The organism is Enterococcus massiliensis, from assembly GCF_001050095.1.
Lineage (GTDB): Bacteria > Bacillota > Bacilli > Lactobacillales > Enterococcaceae > Enterococcus_C > Enterococcus_C songbeiensis.
Window position 1 is genome coordinate 199,337 of the sequence record NZ_CVRN01000003.1, and the last position, 17,727, is coordinate 217,063.

The following is a 17,727-nucleotide window of genomic DNA, read 5'->3' on the forward strand; positions in this document are numbered from 1 at the left end:
CTTCTACCCTCTCTATTCTACAAATTGCAATGCCAATGAACCTGCTCCGATAACGCCGGCTTCATTGCCTAATTCTGCTAGTTTGATCTGAGTGCTGTTGCGCACTTGTGGAAATGTAAATTCTTTAAAATAGTTTTCTACTCGGCTTCGTAAAAATTCTCCTGCTGCAGATACGCCGCCACCTAAAACAACACTTGAAGGATTCAGCGTATTTCCAAGGTTTCCGCAAGCTAATCCTAGATAGAAACAAACTTTGTCTACAACCATCAATGCAAAAGGATCATCCTTTTCTGCTGATTCAAAAACATCTTTTGAACTGATATCCTGACCATCATCCAACCGTTTTTTCAGTTCGGAATCGCCAGCATATTCTTCAGCAAGATGTCGTGCTACTCGAACGACTCCCGTAGCACTAGAAACAGTTTCTAAACAACCACGCTTGCCACAGGTACATTCAAATCCATGAGGATCTACGGTAATGTGACCGACTTCTCCGGCACAACCAGCAACACCGTGCAATAATTTTCCTTCAGCGATGATTCCGCCACCAACTCCGGTTCCTAAGGTGATGAAAACAACATCTGGATTATTTTCGCCAGCACCTTTCCAACGTTCACCAAGAGCCGCTACATTGGCATCATTGTCTAAAGTAAATCGAATTCCGGTTCCTTCTTCGATTTGTTGACGAACAGGCTGGATAGTTGTCCAGTTTAAGTTGTAGGCACCCACAACAGTTCCTTTTTCCCGGTCAACACTTCCTGGAGTCCCCATACCGATTCCTAAGAAATCATCCGCTTTCATATCGTAAAGATTTAAATGGTGATTGATTGATTCAATAATATCTGGAACAATATGTGATCCATCATCTAAGATATTGGTTTCAATACTCCATTTTTGTTGAATGTCTCCATCGACTGTCATGATGGCAAATTTAACGGTGGTACCTCCTAAATCGATACCAATAATTTTTTTATCCATGCTAAACTATCCTTTCTCGCGACTTTCCTCAATGCGATGCTCCCGCTTTAAAACACGCCAAGCGGTCATATAAGTTTCATGATCAATCACGCGACCATCATAAAGATTACGCAACTCGATCATCATCAATTCGATGTCATACAGTCGTTTGCCGACATAAATGTACATTCCGAATTGTTTGAATAATTGTTGAACATCGTACAGGGTTTCCATATAAAGCACTTCCTCGACTATTATACAAGTAAATCTCTTGTTGTACAAAAGAATTTCAAAAAAAAGCAGAAAACAGTTCTCTACTATCTTACTATCTACAGTTCTAAATATCAAAGTACCAAATTTCTATGATTTATTTCGACCAAAAATTACTTTGGATTTTCACTGGAAAAAATAGATAGTTTTCATTCACCCAAACGGACGATATGTCTCATGTTTTGCCTGATATTCTGTCAACTTCTTGATTTTTTCTTTCTTAAATTCAATTATTGATACCCCATCAAAGGCGTATTCCTGCTCTTCCCGCGCACGAAAGTACCACTCAACAACAAAAATATCAGACTGGACCGCAAAAATTCGATCAATCCGCCATTCCAAAACATCTTGCTTTGCTTTCATCAATTCTATCCACTGAGATAGTTGTGACAGTCCACAATAAATCGGCCCATAGCATTCTCGGTAATAGATGTCCTCAATAAAATATTCCTCAATTTTAGAAAAATCTTTTGTTACCCATGACTCAAACCATTCTTTAATAATTGTTTTTTGATCCATTTTCCCCTCCTAAGCTTTCTTTTTCCAATGATTTCTGTTACGTAGTTTCCACGATTACTTACTACTTTGGTAGAGTGAGTATTCCTCTTTTTTATCTTCTCTTCATTATAGGATGAGCACCTGCAAAGAGCAAAACTTATTCAATTCATCCTCTAAATATTTCTAAAGATTATTTGAAAACGCTATCTCAAGAATAGAAGGCTGTCATACTCATTACAAACGCAAGAAAAGAAGAAAATAAAATGGGCATCTTGGGGTTGATACTGGCGATCATCGGCTTAGCCAGTATTGCGTGGAGCTGGTCGAAAATGCCGATAATCTTAGAGAAATGGTCAAAGAAATGATTTGGAGGAATTAGGAGTATGGACTTGCTGAAACGATACAATACATTTATTTTTGATTTTGACGGTACCACTGGCGGATACGCTGCCAATTTGTTTTGAAAGTTTTCGACGGGTGTTTATAAAATACAATGGTGTCTCCCTCTCCAATCAGACAATTGAAAGTTGGTTTGGACCGAGTGAAGCTGGCATAATAAAGAATAATCTGACAAATCCTGATGATTTTTCAGATGCTCTCGCACTTTATTACAGTATTTATCAACAAGAACATAGTAAATTGGTTAAAGAAAATCCTGAAATCACAGCCATGTTGGCGAAACTTTCTGCCAGCAAAAAAAATATCGCAGTCGTGACGGGTAAAGGCAGAATTTCCTATGATATTTCAATGCAGTTTTTAGGGTTAGAAAAAGTCGTTGCATTTAGCGTGACAGGGGATGATGTGATCCAGCCAAAGCCTCATCAAGAAGGAATTCTAAAAGCTCTGGATTATTTTCAAGCAAAGACAGAAACTGCGGTCTATTTTGGTGATTCTAATGCCGATATCCAAGCTGCCAATAATGCGCAAGTTTATAGCATAGGCGTTAAGTGGTTCTATCCGCGTTCGTTTTCTTACCAACCTGATCGCTATTCTTTCGTACCCATGGATATTTTCTGATTCTGTTTTAAAAATTTTAAAAAAAGGATGTCAGCTCAAAGGGGCTCTATAATTTATGGGACTGATGAATCAGAATTGATTCTTCAGTCCCATTTTCATTTTAGGTATTAAAAAACATATCGTTCTCTAGTATGATTAAATCACCACAAAATAAACAGACTGAGAGGACGATATGCTATATGAATGATTCTATCAAAAAAATGCTGAGAATAATAGATAAAGATTTGATGATTAAAGAGGTCTCTTACGAGACCTTTCAGAAGGAAAAGACGTTAATCGTCGATGCTGTTCTCTCGCCTGCTCCTCGTGCTTGTAGAAGTTGTGGTTCTACTGTGGTAGATGGAAACGGGAAAGCAATTATAGTGAAAAATGGAAAAAAGGAAACTATTGTCCGTTTTGAACAATACAATCATATGCCAATGGTTATGCGCCTAAAAAAGCAGCGCTATACCTGTAAGAACTGTCGAACCCATTGGACTGCTCAAAGTTATTTTGTCCGACCCAGACATTCAATCGCAGATCATGTTAGATATAAAATTGCTTCTTTACTGACTGAAAAAGTATCTTTATCTTTTATTGCGAAAAGCTGTCAGGTATCTTTGACCACCGTTATTCGTACATTGAAAAAGTTTAAAAGCTATTTACCAAAGCAATCTAAGAAGATTCTCCCCAGAGTATTGATGGTTGATGAATTTCGTTCGCACACTTCCATAGAAGATAAAATGAGTTTTATTTGTGCAGATGGCGAAACAGGAAAATTAATTGATGTCTTGCCTACGCGTAAATTGCCTCGATTAACAAGCTATTTCTTAGGCTGTACCAATCCAGAAGAAGTAGAATTCTTAGTTACAGACATGAACGCCGCCTACTTCCAGCTCACCAAACGTGTTCTACCAAATGCGAAAGTAGTGATTGATCGGTTTCATATTGTCAAACACATGAATCAGGCGTTCAATGAGTTGCGTATCCGTGAAATGAATGAACTTCGTAAAGCAGGACAGAAAAGCCAAGCAGAAAAACTGAAAAAGAACTGGCGCTTTTTGCTAAAAAATCGTGCAAACATTAACCATTATGAATACAAAACATGGAAAAGTTTCCGAGCGCCAAAATACCCGTTTCTTACTGAAGCGATGATGATCGATCGATTGCTTGGCTTTTCCACGCCCCTTAAGGAGGCATATCCCATTTTTCATGAATTAGTTGAAACCTTTCGAGACAAAGACCCTGACTTGTTTTTCTCCTTATTGGCAGAACTTCCCGAAACATTAGATGACGGCTTTCGGGAGAAGCTTCAAAACCTTCTGACCTATGAAGAAGGCATCACCAACGCGATGATCTATCCTTATTCCAATGGAAAAATAGAAGCGAAGAATACCCACATAAAGACAATGAAACGAGTATCCTACGGATTTAAATCATTTGAGAACATGAGAATTAGAATCTTTTTGATCAATCAATTAATCAATGTAAGATAACAAAAAAATCTGAGCCAGAATGAGGTTCATTCTGACCCAGATTTGATTTTGCACAACTCATCAGTCCTTATTGACAAAGAGCCCTCAAAGGCCGACATCCTTTTTTACCCAATCAATAAACTATATTTTCTTAACCCGTAAACAAGACAAAGCACGATAAGAAAACTAAAAATCAAAACAGATATAATTCGTGCATGGATAGAGAATTTCCCATGATTTTTCGGTAATGCTAAGATATTCCCAATTAATAATCCACCGATGATGCCGCCAATATGCCCCCACATATCAATAGACTGATCAAAAATACCAAACAGCAGACTCATTCCAACGAAAAGAGCAAATTGCCGCACCATTCCTTGGATTGCCGGATTGTGTTTGAAATAATACCCTAGCAACAAAAAGGCGCCAAAAATTCCAAAAATCGAAGTACTGGACCCGGCAGATTGAACGCCGGCGGTATTAAAAGCAAAACTCATTGCATTTCCCAGAACCCCGCTCAATAGATACAAAATCAAAAAACGCCAATGTCCGTAGATTGCTTCAACCTGCTGTCCGATAAAATATAAGACAATGGAATTTACTGCAAAGTGAAGCAATGAAAAGTGAATAAAAATCGGTGTAACAAAACGCCAATATTCATGATAAAAATAAACGAAGGGACCAAACATGACCCCGCTGCTTTCTAAAGATGAGTGTGGAAACAACGCGGTTATCACAAAAACGATTGTTTGAATACCTAAAAATCCATAGGTGATAAAGGGTTTGTTCAACCAGCGCTTTGTTTTTAGTTGTGTCTGATAATCCATAAAATCTCCTTTTAATTGTCTGTAAATAGTTTCATGATCGGTACATCAAACGGCTCCGGCTGCCAAGAATCATCTAACTGTTCCTTAAAAGCCAAACTACAAGTATTGCCAGAAAAATCTTGGAGATAGCGATCATAATAGCCACCGCCAAAACCAATTCGATAACCTTCACTGGAAAAAACCAGTCCCGGAACGATCAATAAATCAATCGTATCTTTTGGTGCCTCCAAATCGCTCAATGGCTCCTCCACCCCAAATGTAGACGTTTCATAACGAGTCTTTGGTGTGACATGATAAAAAATCAATCGACGGTCTTTCAATGATTTAGGTACGACCAATTGTTTTTTTTCTTCAAATCCTCGGGTAAAAATCCCATCGGTGGAAAATTCAAAACCCACGGAACGAATCAGACCAATTGTTTTAGCTTCTTTCCATAAAGCACTTGCAAAAAAAGTAGCTAAAATCTGTTTTTCTTTGGCTTTTTTTTCTTCTGCATTTTGCGCAAGTTTTTGTAAGCTCTCAATGCTTTTTTTTCGTAATTCTTTCTTCATCATCAACGCTCCCATAAGTGAATAGTATCGAAAAAAAGTAGAAATAGCAAACGGACAGAACACGAATCCGCCGTTTGCTAGTTAAAATTGATCTCTCAACAATAAAAATAAAAAATACGGTGCACCAATGATCGCAATAATAATCCCCGCAGGAATCTCTCCGCTGGTAAGAAGAATCCGTCCGATAATATCTGCTACTAAAACCAATATGCCGCCTATTGCACCGCTTATTAAGAAGCTGCTACGAGTTTCTTGTTTAAGCCATGCTTTGCTGATATGCGGAGCCAATAAACCAACAAAACCGAGACTCCCGGTAAATGCAACACAACAGGCTGCCAGTCCAACTGCTGTCCCCAATAAAATCATTCGTTCCCGATTGACCTTTATGCCTAAACTCATTGCTCGTTCTTCTCCAAAGCCTAAAATTGTCAGCATTGGTACTTTACGATAAGCAAAAATTGTAAAAATAAGAAGAAACGGAATCAACGTCGTAACTGCACTCCACGTCGTTCCCCAAATTGAACCGGCAAGCCAAGAAGTGACGAAGGAATAACTATCTTTAGAAATTTTGATCGTTAATAATAAAGTCAATGCGCTAAAACCAGCATTGACAGCGATTCCGGCTAAAAGAATTTTTTCCATTGATAAAAATTCTTTACGTTGAAAAGCAATGCCAAATACTAAAATAGCTGCTAAAATTCCTCCCGCCATAGCAAGCATCGGCAAAATAAGAAGAGAACCCTGTGCAAAAAATCCCAGATATACCATCACAAACAATCCAGCACCGCTATTGATACCGAGAATACTGCCATCTGCTAGGTCATTTCGGGTCGTTCCTTGCAATAAAAAACCGGAAAATGCTAATCCGCAACCGCCGATTAAGGCAATCAAACTCCGAGGAAAACGAAAATTCCAAAAAATCAGTGTTTGTGCTGGTGTGGCTTCCTTCATAAAAATTGCTGCTACCTCTGAAAAATCCAACGTCGTTTTTCCAATCATCAAACTGGCACAAAAAACCAAAAGCAAAACACCAACTACACCAATCGTCTGTTTCTTCATAGGGTTGTCCTCCTTACTTTGTAGAGTAAGAAAGGTACACCAATGGCTGCAATCAACAAGCCAAATGGCGTTTCAAAAGGGGGATTGATTAAGCGGGCACAAAAATCTGCCAGCATAACCAGAAAGCCCCCCATCAAAATACTTAAGGGCACGATTTTACGATAACTTTCTGAAAAATGACGCGCTACATGAGGAACCATCAATCCAATAAAACTAATTGGACCAACCAGTGAAACGGCAGTTCCTGCCAATAAAACGACCAGCACTAAGGCAAATCCGCGGATAAAAGAGGGATTTTTTCCCAAACCAATCGCAGTTTCATCCCCCAACGTCAACACATTCAATTGTGCAGATAAAAAAATACTTCCGATGATCGCAACAACAAAAAAAGGCAATAAATTGAAAAAGCGACTCCAAGTAATTGCTGCCACGCCACCAATAAACCAGAAAGCGATATCCTGCTGAAGATCAAAAAAGAGGGACAAAGATTGACTCAATGCAGAAAACAGAGAACTTATTGCCACTCCCGCTAAAACTAATCGAACCGGCGAAAGCCCGACGGTTGAAAAACGTGTCAGCAAGAAAATAAAACCCGCTGCCCCTAATGCACCAAAAAATGAAAATAAAACCGCTGTTGCCTCGTGTGTCGGAAAGAAAACAAAACTTAATGCCAATCCCAGGGAAGCTCCACTATTGATTCCCAATAATCCTGAATCAGCCAAAGGATTTTTCGTGACAGCTTGCATCAATGCCCCGCTGACAGCAAATGCACCGCCAATCAAAAAGGCAGCCAAGACTCGTGGCAAACGTAAATTGCGGATAATTTGCTGCGTCTGATTTTGCGGATCAAATTGAAAAAGCGCCTCCCAAACAGTTTGTCTGGAAATAGTCACTGCCCCATTTGTCAAAGAAAAATAAAATAAAAGCAGACAGGCTAAAAAAAGGCCTCCGATAAGTAGCGACATTTTATTCCGTTTCATAAGCAGCTCCTCGCAGTTCATAACTTATTACTAACGGTTTGGTACTGTCAGGAAAAGTTCCTAAGCAGGCATCAATTTCAAATAACTGTTGCAAACAGTCATTTGTCAATACTTGTTCAGGAGTTCCACAGGTCAGCATCTCACCCTCTTTTAACGCATAAAGATAATCACAGAATCGAGAAGCCAAATTCAAATCGTGAATCGACATGATGATGGTTTTTTCATGCTTTTGATTGATTTTTTGCAATAATTGTAAAATTTCCAATTGATGAGCAGGGTCTAAAAAGGTCGTTGGTTCATCTAAAATAACAATATCAGTATCTTGTGCCAACGCCATTGCAATCCAAACTCGTTGCTTTTGTCCGCCTGATAGTGTTTGAATCGTTTTGTTTGCCAGTTTTTCCAACCCAGTTGCCTCAATCGCCCAGTGAATTGCTTCGTAATCTGCTTTGGACAGCTGTCCAAAGCCTTTTTGATACGGAAAGCGACCATAGGAAACAATTTCTTCAATCGTCAAGCCGATGGAACTATCGCTAGCTTGTGCCAGCATGGCGATTTTTTTCGCTACTTCTTTTGTTGCAATGGTTTGAATCGCTTCACCATCCAAAAAAACAGTCCCTTCGTGGGGAAGCAAAATCCGAGCTAAAGCCTTCAACAAAGTGGATTTTCCACTGCCGTTAGGTCCGATCAAGCCTATAATCTGTCCTTCTGGAATTTTTAAGGTTAAATTTTTTATAATTCTTTGTTTTTGATAACCGACTGATAAATCAATCGTTTTTAATTCCGTCATTGGTATCTCCTATGTATTGTTGATAATCGTTCTCAATTATCCCCTTATTTTTTTCATTCGTCAATAGGAGAAGAATTGATTTTACAGGATTTAATAGAAAGTAATGATTGACTTTCCCCTTGAGTTTGTTAGTATTTATAATTGATAACAGTTCTCATTTACGAAAGGAATCCAAGATGAAAAAAATAACAAGAAAAATGATTCTGCCTGTACTTTTATTAAGCACCCTCGTCTTTGCCGGTTGCAGCTCTCAAAAAAATGATTCTACTGAAAAAAGTGAAACAAAAACCGATGCTTTGGATCACAAAGTAGCTATCCCGAACAACCCGAAACGAATCATCGGCAGCTATCTGGAAGATTACCTCGTTGCTCTTGACGTCAAACCAGTTGCCCAATGGACAGTTGGCAGTGGATCCATTCAAACCTATTTACAAGAAGGATTAAAAGATGTTCCGACAATCAATTTTGATCTGCCGTATGAAGACGTATTGAGTTTTGAACCAGATTTGCTGCTGATTGAATCTAATTCGATGGTCGAAGGCGGCAAATATGCAGAATACAATAAAATCGCGCCAACCTATGTAGTAAAAAATGGTGAAGATGTCACTTGGCAGGAAAAATTAAAAGATATTGCCGACGTTCTGGATAAAAATGAACAAGGAGACCAAGTGATCACAGATTACGAAGCTCTTGTGAAACAAGCAAAAGAAGAATTAAAAGACAAAATTGCCGGAAAATCGGCTGCCGTTTTATGGGTGACCAACAATTCTGCCTTCATGGTCGCTGAAAACCGCTCCAGCGGTAATTTACTTTATGACCAATTAGGCTTTGAAGTACCCAATCTCACCAAGGAAATCAGTCAATCAGCAACTTCTGACTGGTCCGCAGTCTCATTAGAAAAACTCGCTCAGCTTGATGCAGATTATTTGATTCTTGTTAATAGTGACACGGGTGCTGCCATGTTTGACGATCAAATTTGGCAAAACATCCCCGCAGTCAAAAACAATCATTTGTGGGAATTTGGACCTGAGAGCAGTTGGCTCTACAATGGACCAATCGCCTATACTCAGATGGTTGAAGATATTCAAGAAAAACTCAACTAAGTTTATACAGATTTTTATCTACTTTCTCTTAGAAAATCCGTTTGTCCATGATGAGCGGATTTTTTTATTTTCTATCGGTTAACAAATAAAAAACACTTGAAACGCCGTAAAAACAGGTTTCAAGTGCCAAATAAAAATTATTTAGTTTCACGATGTAAAGTAACTTTTCTTTCGCGTGGGCAATATTTTTTCTTTTCCAAGCGGTCAGGGCTGTTACGTTTGTTTTTGCTTGTTAGATAATTGCGTTCTTTGCAAGAAGTGCATTCTAATGTGATGTTTACGCGCATTGTTTTCCCTCCCCTATTCACTAGCATTCTCCAAGATCTCTCTCAGACCTAAATATAATATCATGTTTTTTTCGTGAACGCTAGTCTTTTTATGGATTTTGTTAAGTAGTTTTACTTGACGAAAAAAATTTCAAAATTAAAAGAATTGATCCGAACATCTTCGCTCGGATCAATTCTTACTGCAGTCTAATTAAAAAAATTCACCATAAACTTCATCAACAGTTTGCGTTGGATCGATTACGATATATAGACTCTTTGTTTTTTCACTGACTTTTGTGGATTGATAAACATTATCCAATCCTTCTGTATCTTTGTCTTTGTATGGGAAGTAAACTAAATCTGGGGTTCCCGTGCGGAATAAAATTTCCATCCGTTCGATGTCTTCATATTTTAATGCTCGAGAAAACATGCCTAATTCCAAACCGCCAAGATTGATATCTTGCGTGGCAACATGATCGCCTTCTTGGAAAATTTCAATTTTAAAACCAGCACATGGATGGATTTCTACGAATTCGCTTCCATTGATTCGTCCATAACTAGTCGTAATTTGTTTGATCCATAGATCACCGATGTGACGACGTTCAATCGTCCATGTTTCTCCATTTCTAAAGTAAAATTTTAGTGCTTTCATTTCTCTTGACATATTTTGATCTCCTCACTTTATGTTTTACGTTTTTAGTGTAGCATACCTAATGCACAATCGTTTAGATAATGCTTACATTACGAAAGTTTTGATAAAAATTTCTGAGCATTTACAATCACTCGCTGATGCTCCCCACGGGCGATTACTCGACCATTCTCAAAAGCTTCAAACTGAAATCCGACTTTTTTTCCTTCGTCTGTGATGGTATTCACCACAATTTGAATCTGCGCACCCACCTTTGAAGGGGCAATATGATGAAGCGTGATTTGGACACCAACGCTGGTTTCCTCTTTACTCAGAAGTTCTTCAAGGTAATTATAACACGTATTTTCAATCATTGTCACTAGGGCTGGTGTCGCTAAAACGTCTAGTCCTCCTGAACCAACTGCTAAAGCGGTCAATTCAGGAGTGACGGTAAATTCTTTGTTGGGATTCATTTTTCTCCCTCCAACTGTTTTTTTGCAAATTCAATCAAAGTAGAACGTGTATTTTTAATTTTTCTTAATACCACAGCTTCTTCGCAGCACGTCAACACTTCTTTGACCCATTTTCCGGATTTTAAATCAAAGGTCGTCAATAAATCCCGTCCGTTGATGGCGAGGTCCTTTAATGAACGGATGGGTAAATCATCTAACGCTGCCTCCACTGCCATTTGGTCGGATTCGACCGAAAAATATGGCATCATTTCTTCTGCTGATAAAGCAAAACTGCCAAGATGATAAAGTTCTAATGGTTGCCAAAAATGATCTTTGCGAAGCTGCATCCCGCAAAAAATCGCTTGAGTATGAGTAATCAGTTCATTTGAAGCTTTCCATTTTTTTAAAAAGGAACGAATTTCTTCCGCTTTCACTAAAAGCTGATCCAATAATAACGCCCATGCCTGAGCTTCCGTCGCAATTTTTTGGGGAGGTAAATCAGCAAAATTCAGCAGCTCTGCTCCCTTGTCCCTGAATCCTGGGCAATACTGATAGCATTCAGTTTCAACAAAGTTCTTGATTGCTCGGATTCGGTAATTTCCTAAAAGCAATTTATTGAATTCAATATAAATTCGTTCGATGGAAATTTTTTCTAACAAGGCATGGTTCTCATAAATGGCTGAAAAAGTTTCCTGCTCCATCTCAAAACCCAGTTGGCTGATAAATCGCAGGCCTCGCATCATGCGTAACGCATCTTCATGAAACCGTTCATGAGGGTTGCCTACTGCTCGCAAGATTTTTTGATCCAAATCCGATAAGCCATCGAACAAATCAATAATCGTATGATCTTCTTTTAAAGCAAAGGCGTTGATCGTGAAATCTCGCCTTTTCAGATCTTCTGCTAAGGAACGAACAAACTCTACATGGTCTGGTCGCCGAAAATCCTGATAGGTTGATTCTGTTCGAAAAGTTGTGATCTCATATTGTTCCTCTTCATGAAGAACCAGCACGGTCCCATGTTCAATCCCAATGTCGATGGTCCGTTTAAAAATTTCTTTGATTTCTGCAGGAAAAGCACTGGTCGCAATATCTACGTCATGGATTGGTTGTCCCAACAATGCATCCCGAACGCTCCCACCAACAAAATATGCCTCATAACCAGCTTCTTCGATTTGTTTCAAAACGGGCGAAGCTTTTGTAAATTCTTCCGGTAATTTATTTAATTTCATCGTTTTTTTCCATTTCTGCGGTTTTTCCATCTTTGCGTTCAAAACGATAGCGATCCCGCCGATTGAATTTCTCCATATTTTCTTCGAATACCTCAGTCAAGTCGATGTTCAATGAATTGGCCATGATCAAAGTGACAAACAATACATCCCCTAATTCTTCCGCAACGGTTTTTTGTCCTTCCGAAGCTTTCTTGGCTTTTTCCCCGTGATAATGATTGATCTCTCGCGCCAGTTCGCCGACTTCTTCTGTCAAACGAGCCATTTGCGCCAATGGGCTGAAATAGCCAGTTTTGAATTGTTGGATATAGGTATCTACTTCTTCTTGCATGGAAACCAATGATCGTTTTTCTGTCACTTTTTTCACCTCTATTTTCCTTTATCTTATCAAAAGTAGACTCTTTTTCCTAGCATAGAACAACAGAATGATTGTGAAGAATTTTTTTTCGTGCTACATTAAAGCTACATTAGTTGCAACTGGAGCGTGATTTCATGGATTTTTCAAGAACAATCAAAGATACACTGATCATTTTACTGGGAACACTTATTTATGCTTTTGGTCTGATTTATTTCAATATTCCCAATAGTTTGGCAGAAGGCGGCGTGACGGGGATCACTCTGATTCTGCGGGCACTGTTTGGAATCAATCCGGCATTAAGTACTTTGATACTAAACATTCCGATCATTTTATTAGGCGGAAAAATATTGGGAAGAAGGTCTTTTTTTTATACGATTATTGGAACAGTGGCTCTTTCCGGCTGGCTTTTTTTCTGGCAGCATATTTCTTTTAGTATCGACATTCAACACGATTTGTTGATTGCCGCTCTCATTGCAGGATTATTTGCCGGCATCGGCAGTGGGATTATTTATCGCGTAGGGGGAACGACAGGAGGTAGTGATGTTCTAGCACGCGTGCTGGAACAAAAATTTGGAATCACGATGGGGCGTTCCTTATTCTTTTTTGACATCCTCGTTCTGACAGCCTCCTTAACTTATATTGACCTGCAACGAATGATGTACACCCTCATTTTTTCTTATGTTTTTTCTCGAATCGTCGATACGATCCTAGACGGCGGGTACTCGGCAAAGGGTGTCTTGATTATTTCCAATTTCACCGAGCAAATTACCCCTGTCCTAATGTCTGAATTACAACGGGGTGTCAGCTACATCAAAGGCGAAGGCGGTTTTTCCGGTGTAGAAAAGAAAATCATTTATATGGTGGTCAGCGCACGGGAAATTTCTGAGGTTAAACGCATTGTTCATGAATTTGATGAACGGGCCTTTGTTTCCATCATCAACGTCCACGAAGTCGAAGGTGAGGGTTTTACCTACATGAAGCCGAAGAACGCCTTATTCAAGCGAAAAACGCCAAATGGTACAAAAATAGAGTAATTAAAACAAGAGCTTTTGACAGCTTCCTGCCGGATTTATCCAGCCGATTGACGGAAACTGTAAAAGCTCTTGTCTTTTATTTTGGATTGTCTTCTAAAAGTTGGGAGTGATTTCCATTTGCTTCCCGCAATCGTAACAATTCGCGATTGACTTCATCTGATAATTCAAAGAAGGCATTTTTGTCCCCTGCTTCCAAAGCGGCATCGATTTGCTGATACAGCAAGCGAATTTGTGCTTGGATCTCTTCCTGCTTCAAATAAGTATCGATGCGATCAATGATTCCTTCACTTACGATATCGTTCCATCGCAAATAGGGGTTATCCTCCAGTACCGAAAGATAGGCCGGTTGATTCCAGGCATTTTTAAATAGACACTCGATATAAAGCGGTTCTTTCCAATTTAAACGAATCTCATGAAAAATTTGATCGCTGTCGTGAAATCGTTGCCCATCAATTTGCAAAGTCAACGGTTCCCCACTAAAGGATACCTCGCGAATCTGCAATCCACGATTAGTCATTTTGACTCCTTCAACAAAATGAACATTTTGCAAAATCGACTCGTGGTTGATTAAATAATTCAAAATCCAAGATACTTCCCGCCGACTAAATGAAGCATTCGCAACAAACCAGTTTAGAAAATTCTTTTTTTCTTTGATAGTTACAACCATTGTCCTCACCTATCCTTCTGTTAAGGCGTCAATAATCGATTGGACCTCCAAATCTCCCGGTTCATGGCTTAAATAATGGGTAAACAACGAAAGTGCCTCAGCTAACCGTCCTTCTTCTCGTAAAAAGAGTCCATATTCCTTCATAAATTCCGGTTCATGCTGCAATGAAACATTGGCTTGTTCATAATGTACAGCTGCTTCGGTAAAATCTTCTAATTCGTTGTAGGCATGAGCCAAATTCCATTGTGCAAACGCATCATCGGGGTTTTCCATCTTTTCGATCGTTGTGACTACCTCATCGAATCGTTCTTCTTTAAGATACAGATTGCTGAGCATCAATAACGTTTCATCGGTTTTTTCACCGATTTCCAATGCTTGAATCAAAAATTTCTCTGCCTTTTCTTCTTCATGCAATCGAAAGGCATTTTCTGATGCAAATTGATAAAAATCGATTTGGAAAGGATTTTCCTTTAACCCTTCTTCAATTACTTCCTGCGCTTCCTCCAACAGCTCTTCTTCCTGTAATGCTTGCGCCAAATACAGATATAAAGACTGATACTGAGGATTTAATGTCCGCAGCTGTTGCAAATAGTGGATGGCTTGCTGATTTTCTTTTAATTGCAAATAAACAAAAGCTGTTTGAAACAGTCGATCATCAGTGACTTCTTCCTGCAAAGCTTTTTCCATATGCACGACAGCTTCTTCAAACTTCCCTTCTAAGCTAAGGGCACTACCAAGACGTTCCTCCAACGAGACATTTGCCATTTCTTTGACTTTTGCAGCCAACAACATCTGATAAAGTGTCGCAGCCTCTGAAAAACGCTCCGTTGTAAAATATAATTCTGCCAATGCAAACTGAATCAATGGTTCATCCGGCAATAATTTTGCAGCTTCATTCAATTTCGCTTCGCTGACTTCCGGTATTCCCAAAACCTGATACAAATCCGCTGAAAGCAACAGTGCTTCTGGATAAAAATCATTGTCTTTAGGAATTTTTTCAATGAACTCAAATGCGGTGTCAATCTGATCGTTCTCAATGGCGATTTCTGCTAAAGGCAGATAAAATTCCGGACTTTTTGTTTGTTCTACGAGACGCTCAAATAGCTGCTGTGCTTCTTCCAAAAAACCCAATTGCAGCAGTTGTTCTCCTAATTGTGCCAACTCTTCCGGCTGATCTTTTACTAATGCTTGATTAAATGCTAACTGAGCGGCGACGAGATCTTCATTTTCAAGTGCCGTCAGCATTTGTTCACTGTATGATTGTTCCATGGTTTTCCTCAAATCTTATTTAGAATTTGTTGGTACTTTTGCATCATGGCGATTAACGCCTCATCCCTCGGCAATTTTCTGCCGCCGATTTTTCCGATAGCAGTCAATACAATAGGTGCATCGGTTCTTTGACTTAATTTTACCACGTTTTCGCAATATTCACTAAGGGATAGCTGTTGCGGTAAATGGATTGGGTAACCTAAATGACTTAGCCACTTCATAAAATTCTCCAATTGAAAATTCAATGGCACCTCACAGTCACTCCAAAGCAGCTGGAAAATCACACCGTACAATCGTTTCATATTTGCCGAAAGCAAGTGACCATTCTCAGTTTCATAAAAAGCCTGCTCAAAAAGCGACCCGAAAGTTTCAACCGATGTTTCCTGATAAAAACGGAGCACATCCTGCAATAAGGCGGTAAATGAACGATTTTCAATTTGATTACTCGTGGGAAAATTTCTGTATAGGTTTTGTAAAAAAGGATAATCACAAACGAGACCACAACGAATCAGGGTTAGGAAATCCACCAGCTTACCATCTTTTTGACCTTCCGAAATTGTTTGATCATAAAAAATGAATTCCGGCAGATTTTTAACTTGTAAAATGGCTTGATTGCCTTTTTTTACAATGGATGAATGAGCCGTCAAACAACTTGCCAAAGATCGAACAGATGGAGGAATCGTCCAATAATTTCCTCGCATGCGAATCGTCTGTTGCAAAAAGCCTACCAGCTGCATCACGCCTTCATTGCCAAACCCTATTAGTAAATACTCTTTATTTTCAGGAAATTTTTCTAAAAAGGACAATAGATCCATCATTCCATTTAAATTATTACAATAGACTTGGTTGGTCACGATATACCAATCCAAATCCTCCGCCGATTGCAACACTCGACTGATTTTATCAAAAAAATGGTCATAATATTTTTGATTGGTTACAACAAGTACATGTTTGCCGGACAATGCTGCTGTCGGTAGGCTGGCAGCAAGCGGTTCACCATAAATAATTGTTGACGATTGTTGCTGTTTTTTGAATTGGCTGCGCATCCTTTTCCCCTCCCCTGTCAGTGTATCATTAATTTCTCAGAAATAAAAAATTTAAGGGAAATCAAAAAGTGGAAAATCATTCAGTTAGATTTTCCACAGTTCATCTTTTTTAAATTTTTATCTTACCAACTGGCTTTTGTCACTCCGGGTATCTTTCCTTCGTGAGCTAATTGACGGAAATTGATCCGTGACATACCGAATTTACGCATGTAGCCGCGGGGGCGACCATCGATCAAATCACGATTTTTCAAACGATTAGGATTTGCATCTTTTGGTAATTTCGCTAAAGCAGCATAATCTCCTTGTTGCTTCAATTCAAAGCGTACTGCTGCATATTTTTCGATTAGCGCTAGTTGTTTTTGCGCTTTAACGATTTTGGATTTTTTTGCCATTATAAATTCCTTCCATTTTTAAATTGTTTTTTCAACCAATGAGCTTTTCATAAACTGTAATCTTTACGTTTTGAAAGCATAGCACGATTTCCTTTAATTGACAATCAATTGCTCTTCTTCTGTCTAATCTAATTCGTGCGTCAATTTATTCACAAAGTAAAAATAAGTATTTATAGTTGACGAATGAGGTTGGAACGCTTATTATTTTCATTGTATCAAACAAAAACTTTTTTTAGGGGAGATTTTTTTATGAAATTCGTGAAAGTCGTAACGTTCGCAGCAGCATTATTAGCAACAGGCGGTGTTTTAACAGCTTGTGGCGCAGATGAAGGAACAAAAGAATCATCAAGTGCTTCTTCTTCAGTCGCAGCATCAACTGAAGCATCTTCTTCTGTTGAAGTAACATCAACTGCTTCAATCAGCGATCAAGCAAGTGTTCTTGAAAAAGCATTAGGTGCTGACGGAAACTGGATCGTAGCAGCAACTGCTGATGTAACTTTTGACAATGACTTAACAGTTACTGGTGAATTCCACGATAAAGGTGACGATACACAAGCTGTTTACCGTAAATTAGCTTTGTATTCTCAAGATGAAGACCGTAATGTAACAGCTGAATATACAATTACTGTACCAAAGATCGTTGTTGAATCAGAAAACTTAAACATCGTTCACGGAACTGTAAAAGGCGATATCGAAGTGAAAGCAAACGGCTTTGTATTGGATGGCGCTAAAGTTGAAGGAAACGTAACTTTTGCAAGCAAAGAATTCCAAGATTCTGCTAAATTAGAAGAAAACGGCGCAACAGTTAGCGGCGACGTTACTGTAGCTGAATAATTCAATAAAATTTCATAAAGAAACGGTCAAAATCATCTGATTTTGACCG

Annotated in this window: 22 protein-coding genes; 5 read left to right on the plus strand and 17 right to left on the minus strand. The window is 38.9% G+C overall.

Features of this window, described 5'->3' with window-relative positions; all coding sequences use genetic code 11:
- Positions 1-12: 12 nt before the first annotated feature.
- From BN1875_RS01470 to BN1875_RS01480, 3 genes are all read right to left on the minus strand, one after another.
- Positions 13-978, minus strand: coding sequence for an ROK family glucokinase (locus BN1875_RS01470; protein WP_048603105.1), 966 nt, complete (start codon positions 976-978; stop codon positions 13-15).
- A 6-nt stretch (positions 979-984) separates the two neighbouring features.
- Complete coding sequence (locus tag BN1875_RS01475) at positions 985-1,191, minus strand: YqgQ family protein (RefSeq protein WP_048603106.1); 207 nt, start codon at positions 1,189-1,191, stop codon at positions 985-987.
- 189 nt (positions 1,192-1,380) lie between these two features.
- Entirely contained in the window at positions 1,381-1,746 is a 366-nt protein-coding gene (locus BN1875_RS01480; protein ID WP_048603107.1) for a nuclear transport factor 2 family protein, read from the minus strand.
- 396 nt (positions 1,747-2,142) lie between these two features.
- Here BN1875_RS01480 and BN1875_RS01485 point away from each other — a divergent pair, with 396 nt between their 5' ends.
- Positions 2,143-2,742 (plus strand): HAD family hydrolase, encoded by a 600-nt coding sequence (locus BN1875_RS01485; protein ID WP_048603108.1) that lies wholly within the window; start codon positions 2,143-2,145, stop codon positions 2,740-2,742.
- 179 nt (positions 2,743-2,921) lie between these two features.
- The gene (locus tag BN1875_RS01490) at positions 2,922-4,217 is read left to right on the plus strand and encodes an ISL3 family transposase (protein WP_048603109.1); all 1,296 of its coding nucleotides are present in this window, start codon (positions 2,922-2,924) and stop codon (positions 4,215-4,217) included.
- 104 nt (positions 4,218-4,321) lie between these two features.
- On the opposite strand, the gene BN1875_RS01495 is transcribed toward BN1875_RS01490, so the two are convergent.
- From BN1875_RS01495 to BN1875_RS01515, 5 genes are all read right to left on the minus strand, one after another.
- Positions 4,322-5,023 carry a rhomboid family intramembrane serine protease gene (locus BN1875_RS01495; RefSeq protein ID WP_048603110.1) on the minus strand — a complete coding sequence of 234 codons (702 nt, stop codon included), beginning with the start codon at positions 5,021-5,023 and terminating at the stop codon, positions 4,322-4,324.
- Between the two features lie 11 nt (positions 5,024-5,034).
- On the minus strand, positions 5,035-5,577 hold the full coding sequence (locus tag BN1875_RS01500; protein ID WP_048603111.1) for a 5-formyltetrahydrofolate cyclo-ligase: 543 nt from the start codon (positions 5,575-5,577) through the stop codon (positions 5,035-5,037).
- A 78-nt stretch (positions 5,578-5,655) separates the two neighbouring features.
- Positions 5,656-6,633, minus strand: a complete 978-nt coding sequence (locus BN1875_RS01505) for a FecCD family ABC transporter permease (RefSeq protein WP_048603112.1) — start codon at positions 6,631-6,633, stop codon at positions 5,656-5,658.
- Positions 6,630-7,613 (minus strand): FecCD family ABC transporter permease, encoded by a 984-nt coding sequence (locus BN1875_RS01510; RefSeq protein WP_048603113.1) that lies wholly within the window; start codon positions 7,611-7,613, stop codon positions 6,630-6,632. Before BN1875_RS01510 ends, BN1875_RS01505 begins: the two co-directional genes overlap by 4 nt.
- Complete coding sequence (locus BN1875_RS01515) at positions 7,600-8,403, minus strand: ABC transporter ATP-binding protein (protein ID WP_048603114.1); 804 nt, start codon at positions 8,401-8,403, stop codon at positions 7,600-7,602. Before BN1875_RS01515 ends, BN1875_RS01510 begins: the two co-directional genes overlap by 14 nt.
- A 176-nt stretch (positions 8,404-8,579) precedes the next feature.
- Between BN1875_RS01515 and BN1875_RS01520 the strand changes: the two genes are divergently transcribed.
- Complete coding sequence (locus BN1875_RS01520; RefSeq protein ID WP_048603115.1) at positions 8,580-9,506, plus strand: ABC transporter substrate-binding protein; 927 nt, start codon at positions 8,580-8,582, stop codon at positions 9,504-9,506.
- Between the two features lie 137 nt (positions 9,507-9,643).
- Here BN1875_RS01520 and rpmG read toward each other — a convergent pair whose 3' ends face one another.
- The 5 genes from rpmG to BN1875_RS01540 form a co-directional block, all read right to left on the minus strand.
- A complete protein-coding gene (gene rpmG, locus BN1875_RS13445; protein ID WP_082147212.1) occupies positions 9,644-9,793 on the minus strand; it encodes a 50S ribosomal protein L33 in 150 nt (49 codons plus the stop codon).
- A gap of 190 nt (positions 9,794-9,983) precedes the next feature.
- The gene (locus BN1875_RS01525) at positions 9,984-10,436 is read right to left on the minus strand and encodes a hypothetical protein (protein WP_048603116.1); all 453 of its coding nucleotides are present in this window, start codon (positions 10,434-10,436) and stop codon (positions 9,984-9,986) included.
- A 77-nt stretch (positions 10,437-10,513) separates the two neighbouring features.
- Positions 10,514-10,873 carry a thioesterase family protein gene (locus tag BN1875_RS01530; protein WP_048603117.1) on the minus strand — a complete coding sequence of 120 codons (360 nt, stop codon included), beginning with the start codon at positions 10,871-10,873 and terminating at the stop codon, positions 10,514-10,516.
- On the minus strand, positions 10,870-12,081 hold the full coding sequence (locus tag BN1875_RS01535; RefSeq protein WP_048603118.1) for a CCA tRNA nucleotidyltransferase: 1,212 nt from the start codon (positions 12,079-12,081) through the stop codon (positions 10,870-10,872). The genes BN1875_RS01530 and BN1875_RS01535 overlap by 4 nt, the downstream gene beginning before the upstream one ends.
- Positions 12,068-12,436: a nucleotide pyrophosphohydrolase gene (locus BN1875_RS01540; RefSeq protein ID WP_187115909.1), complete on the minus strand. Its 369-nt coding sequence runs from the start codon at positions 12,434-12,436 to the stop codon at positions 12,068-12,070. The genes BN1875_RS01535 and BN1875_RS01540 overlap by 14 nt, the downstream gene beginning before the upstream one ends.
- Positions 12,437-12,570: 134 nt before the next feature.
- Here BN1875_RS01540 and BN1875_RS01545 point away from each other — a divergent pair, with 134 nt between their 5' ends.
- Positions 12,571-13,470, plus strand: coding sequence for a YitT family protein (locus BN1875_RS01545; RefSeq protein WP_048603119.1), 900 nt, complete (start codon positions 12,571-12,573; stop codon positions 13,468-13,470).
- 76 nt (positions 13,471-13,546) lie between these two features.
- Here the strand turns inward: BN1875_RS01545 and BN1875_RS01550 are convergent, their stop codons facing one another.
- The 4 genes from BN1875_RS01550 to rpsN all read right to left on the minus strand — a co-directional run bounded on the left by BN1875_RS01550 (position 13,547) and on the right by rpsN (position 16,844).
- On the minus strand, positions 13,547-14,137 hold the full coding sequence (locus tag BN1875_RS01550) for a YpiB family protein (RefSeq protein WP_048603120.1): 591 nt from the start codon (positions 14,135-14,137) through the stop codon (positions 13,547-13,549).
- 9 nt (positions 14,138-14,146) lie between these two features.
- Positions 14,147-15,406, minus strand: a complete 1,260-nt coding sequence (locus BN1875_RS01555) for a tetratricopeptide repeat protein (RefSeq protein WP_048603121.1) — start codon at positions 15,404-15,406, stop codon at positions 14,147-14,149.
- 8 nt (positions 15,407-15,414) lie between these two features.
- Positions 15,415-16,452 carry a hypothetical protein gene (locus BN1875_RS01560; RefSeq protein WP_048603122.1) on the minus strand — a complete coding sequence of 346 codons (1,038 nt, stop codon included), beginning with the start codon at positions 16,450-16,452 and terminating at the stop codon, positions 15,415-15,417.
- A gap of 122 nt (positions 16,453-16,574) precedes the next feature.
- Positions 16,575-16,844 (minus strand): 30S ribosomal protein S14, encoded by a 270-nt coding sequence (rpsN, locus tag BN1875_RS01565; protein ID WP_048603123.1) that lies wholly within the window; start codon positions 16,842-16,844, stop codon positions 16,575-16,577.
- A 249-nt stretch (positions 16,845-17,093) separates the two neighbouring features.
- On the opposite strand from rpsN, the gene BN1875_RS01570 reads away from it, so the two are divergent.
- Positions 17,094-17,678: a bactofilin family protein gene (locus BN1875_RS01570; RefSeq protein ID WP_048603124.1), complete on the plus strand. Its 585-nt coding sequence runs from the start codon at positions 17,094-17,096 to the stop codon at positions 17,676-17,678.
- Positions 17,679-17,727: the final 49 nt, after the last annotated feature.

Excerpts from the sequence above, each read along its gene's own strand:
- BN1875_RS01470 (WP_048603105.1), bottom strand. The coding sequence starts at position 978 with ATGGATAAAAAAATTATTGGTATCGATTTAGGAGGTACCACCGTTAAA.
- BN1875_RS01475 (WP_048603106.1), bottom strand. The coding sequence starts at position 1,191 with ATGGAAACCCTGTACGATGTTCAACAATTATTCAAACAATTCGGAATG.
- BN1875_RS01480 (WP_048603107.1), bottom strand. The coding sequence starts at position 1,746 with ATGGATCAAAAAACAATTATTAAAGAATGGTTTGAGTCATGGGTAACA.
- BN1875_RS01490 (WP_048603109.1), top strand. The coding sequence starts at position 2,922 with ATGAATGATTCTATCAAAAAAATGCTGAGAATAATAGATAAAGATTTG.
- BN1875_RS01495 (WP_048603110.1), bottom strand. The coding sequence starts at position 5,023 with ATGGATTATCAGACACAACTAAAAACAAAGCGCTGGTTGAACAAACCC.
- BN1875_RS01500 (WP_048603111.1), bottom strand. The coding sequence starts at position 5,577 with ATGATGAAGAAAGAATTACGAAAAAAAAGCATTGAGAGCTTACAAAAA.
- BN1875_RS01505 (WP_048603112.1), bottom strand. The coding sequence starts at position 6,633 with ATGAAGAAACAGACGATTGGTGTAGTTGGTGTTTTGCTTTTGGTTTTT.
- BN1875_RS01510 (WP_048603113.1), bottom strand. The coding sequence starts at position 7,613 with ATGAAACGGAATAAAATGTCGCTACTTATCGGAGGCCTTTTTTTAGCC.
- BN1875_RS01515 (WP_048603114.1), bottom strand. The coding sequence starts at position 8,403 with ATGACGGAATTAAAAACGATTGATTTATCAGTCGGTTATCAAAAACAA.
- BN1875_RS01520 (WP_048603115.1), top strand. The coding sequence starts at position 8,580 with ATGAAAAAAATAACAAGAAAAATGATTCTGCCTGTACTTTTATTAAGC.
- rpmG (WP_082147212.1), bottom strand. The coding sequence starts at position 9,793 with ATGCGCGTAAACATCACATTAGAATGCACTTCTTGCAAAGAACGCAAT.
- BN1875_RS01525 (WP_048603116.1), bottom strand. The coding sequence starts at position 10,436 with ATGTCAAGAGAAATGAAAGCACTAAAATTTTACTTTAGAAATGGAGAA.
- BN1875_RS01530 (WP_048603117.1), bottom strand. The coding sequence starts at position 10,873 with ATGAATCCCAACAAAGAATTTACCGTCACTCCTGAATTGACCGCTTTA.
- BN1875_RS01535 (WP_048603118.1), bottom strand. The coding sequence starts at position 12,081 with ATGAAATTAAATAAATTACCGGAAGAATTTACAAAAGCTTCGCCCGTT.
- BN1875_RS01545 (WP_048603119.1), top strand. The coding sequence starts at position 12,571 with ATGGATTTTTCAAGAACAATCAAAGATACACTGATCATTTTACTGGGA.
- BN1875_RS01550 (WP_048603120.1), bottom strand. The coding sequence starts at position 14,137 with ATGGTTGTAACTATCAAAGAAAAAAAGAATTTTCTAAACTGGTTTGTT.
- BN1875_RS01555 (WP_048603121.1), bottom strand. The coding sequence starts at position 15,406 with ATGGAACAATCATACAGTGAACAAATGCTGACGGCACTTGAAAATGAA.
- BN1875_RS01560 (WP_048603122.1), bottom strand. The coding sequence starts at position 16,452 with ATGCGCAGCCAATTCAAAAAACAGCAACAATCGTCAACAATTATTTAT.
- rpsN (WP_048603123.1), bottom strand. The coding sequence starts at position 16,844 with ATGGCAAAAAAATCCAAAATCGTTAAAGCGCAAAAACAACTAGCGCTA.
- BN1875_RS01570 (WP_048603124.1), top strand. The coding sequence starts at position 17,094 with ATGAAATTCGTGAAAGTCGTAACGTTCGCAGCAGCATTATTAGCAACA.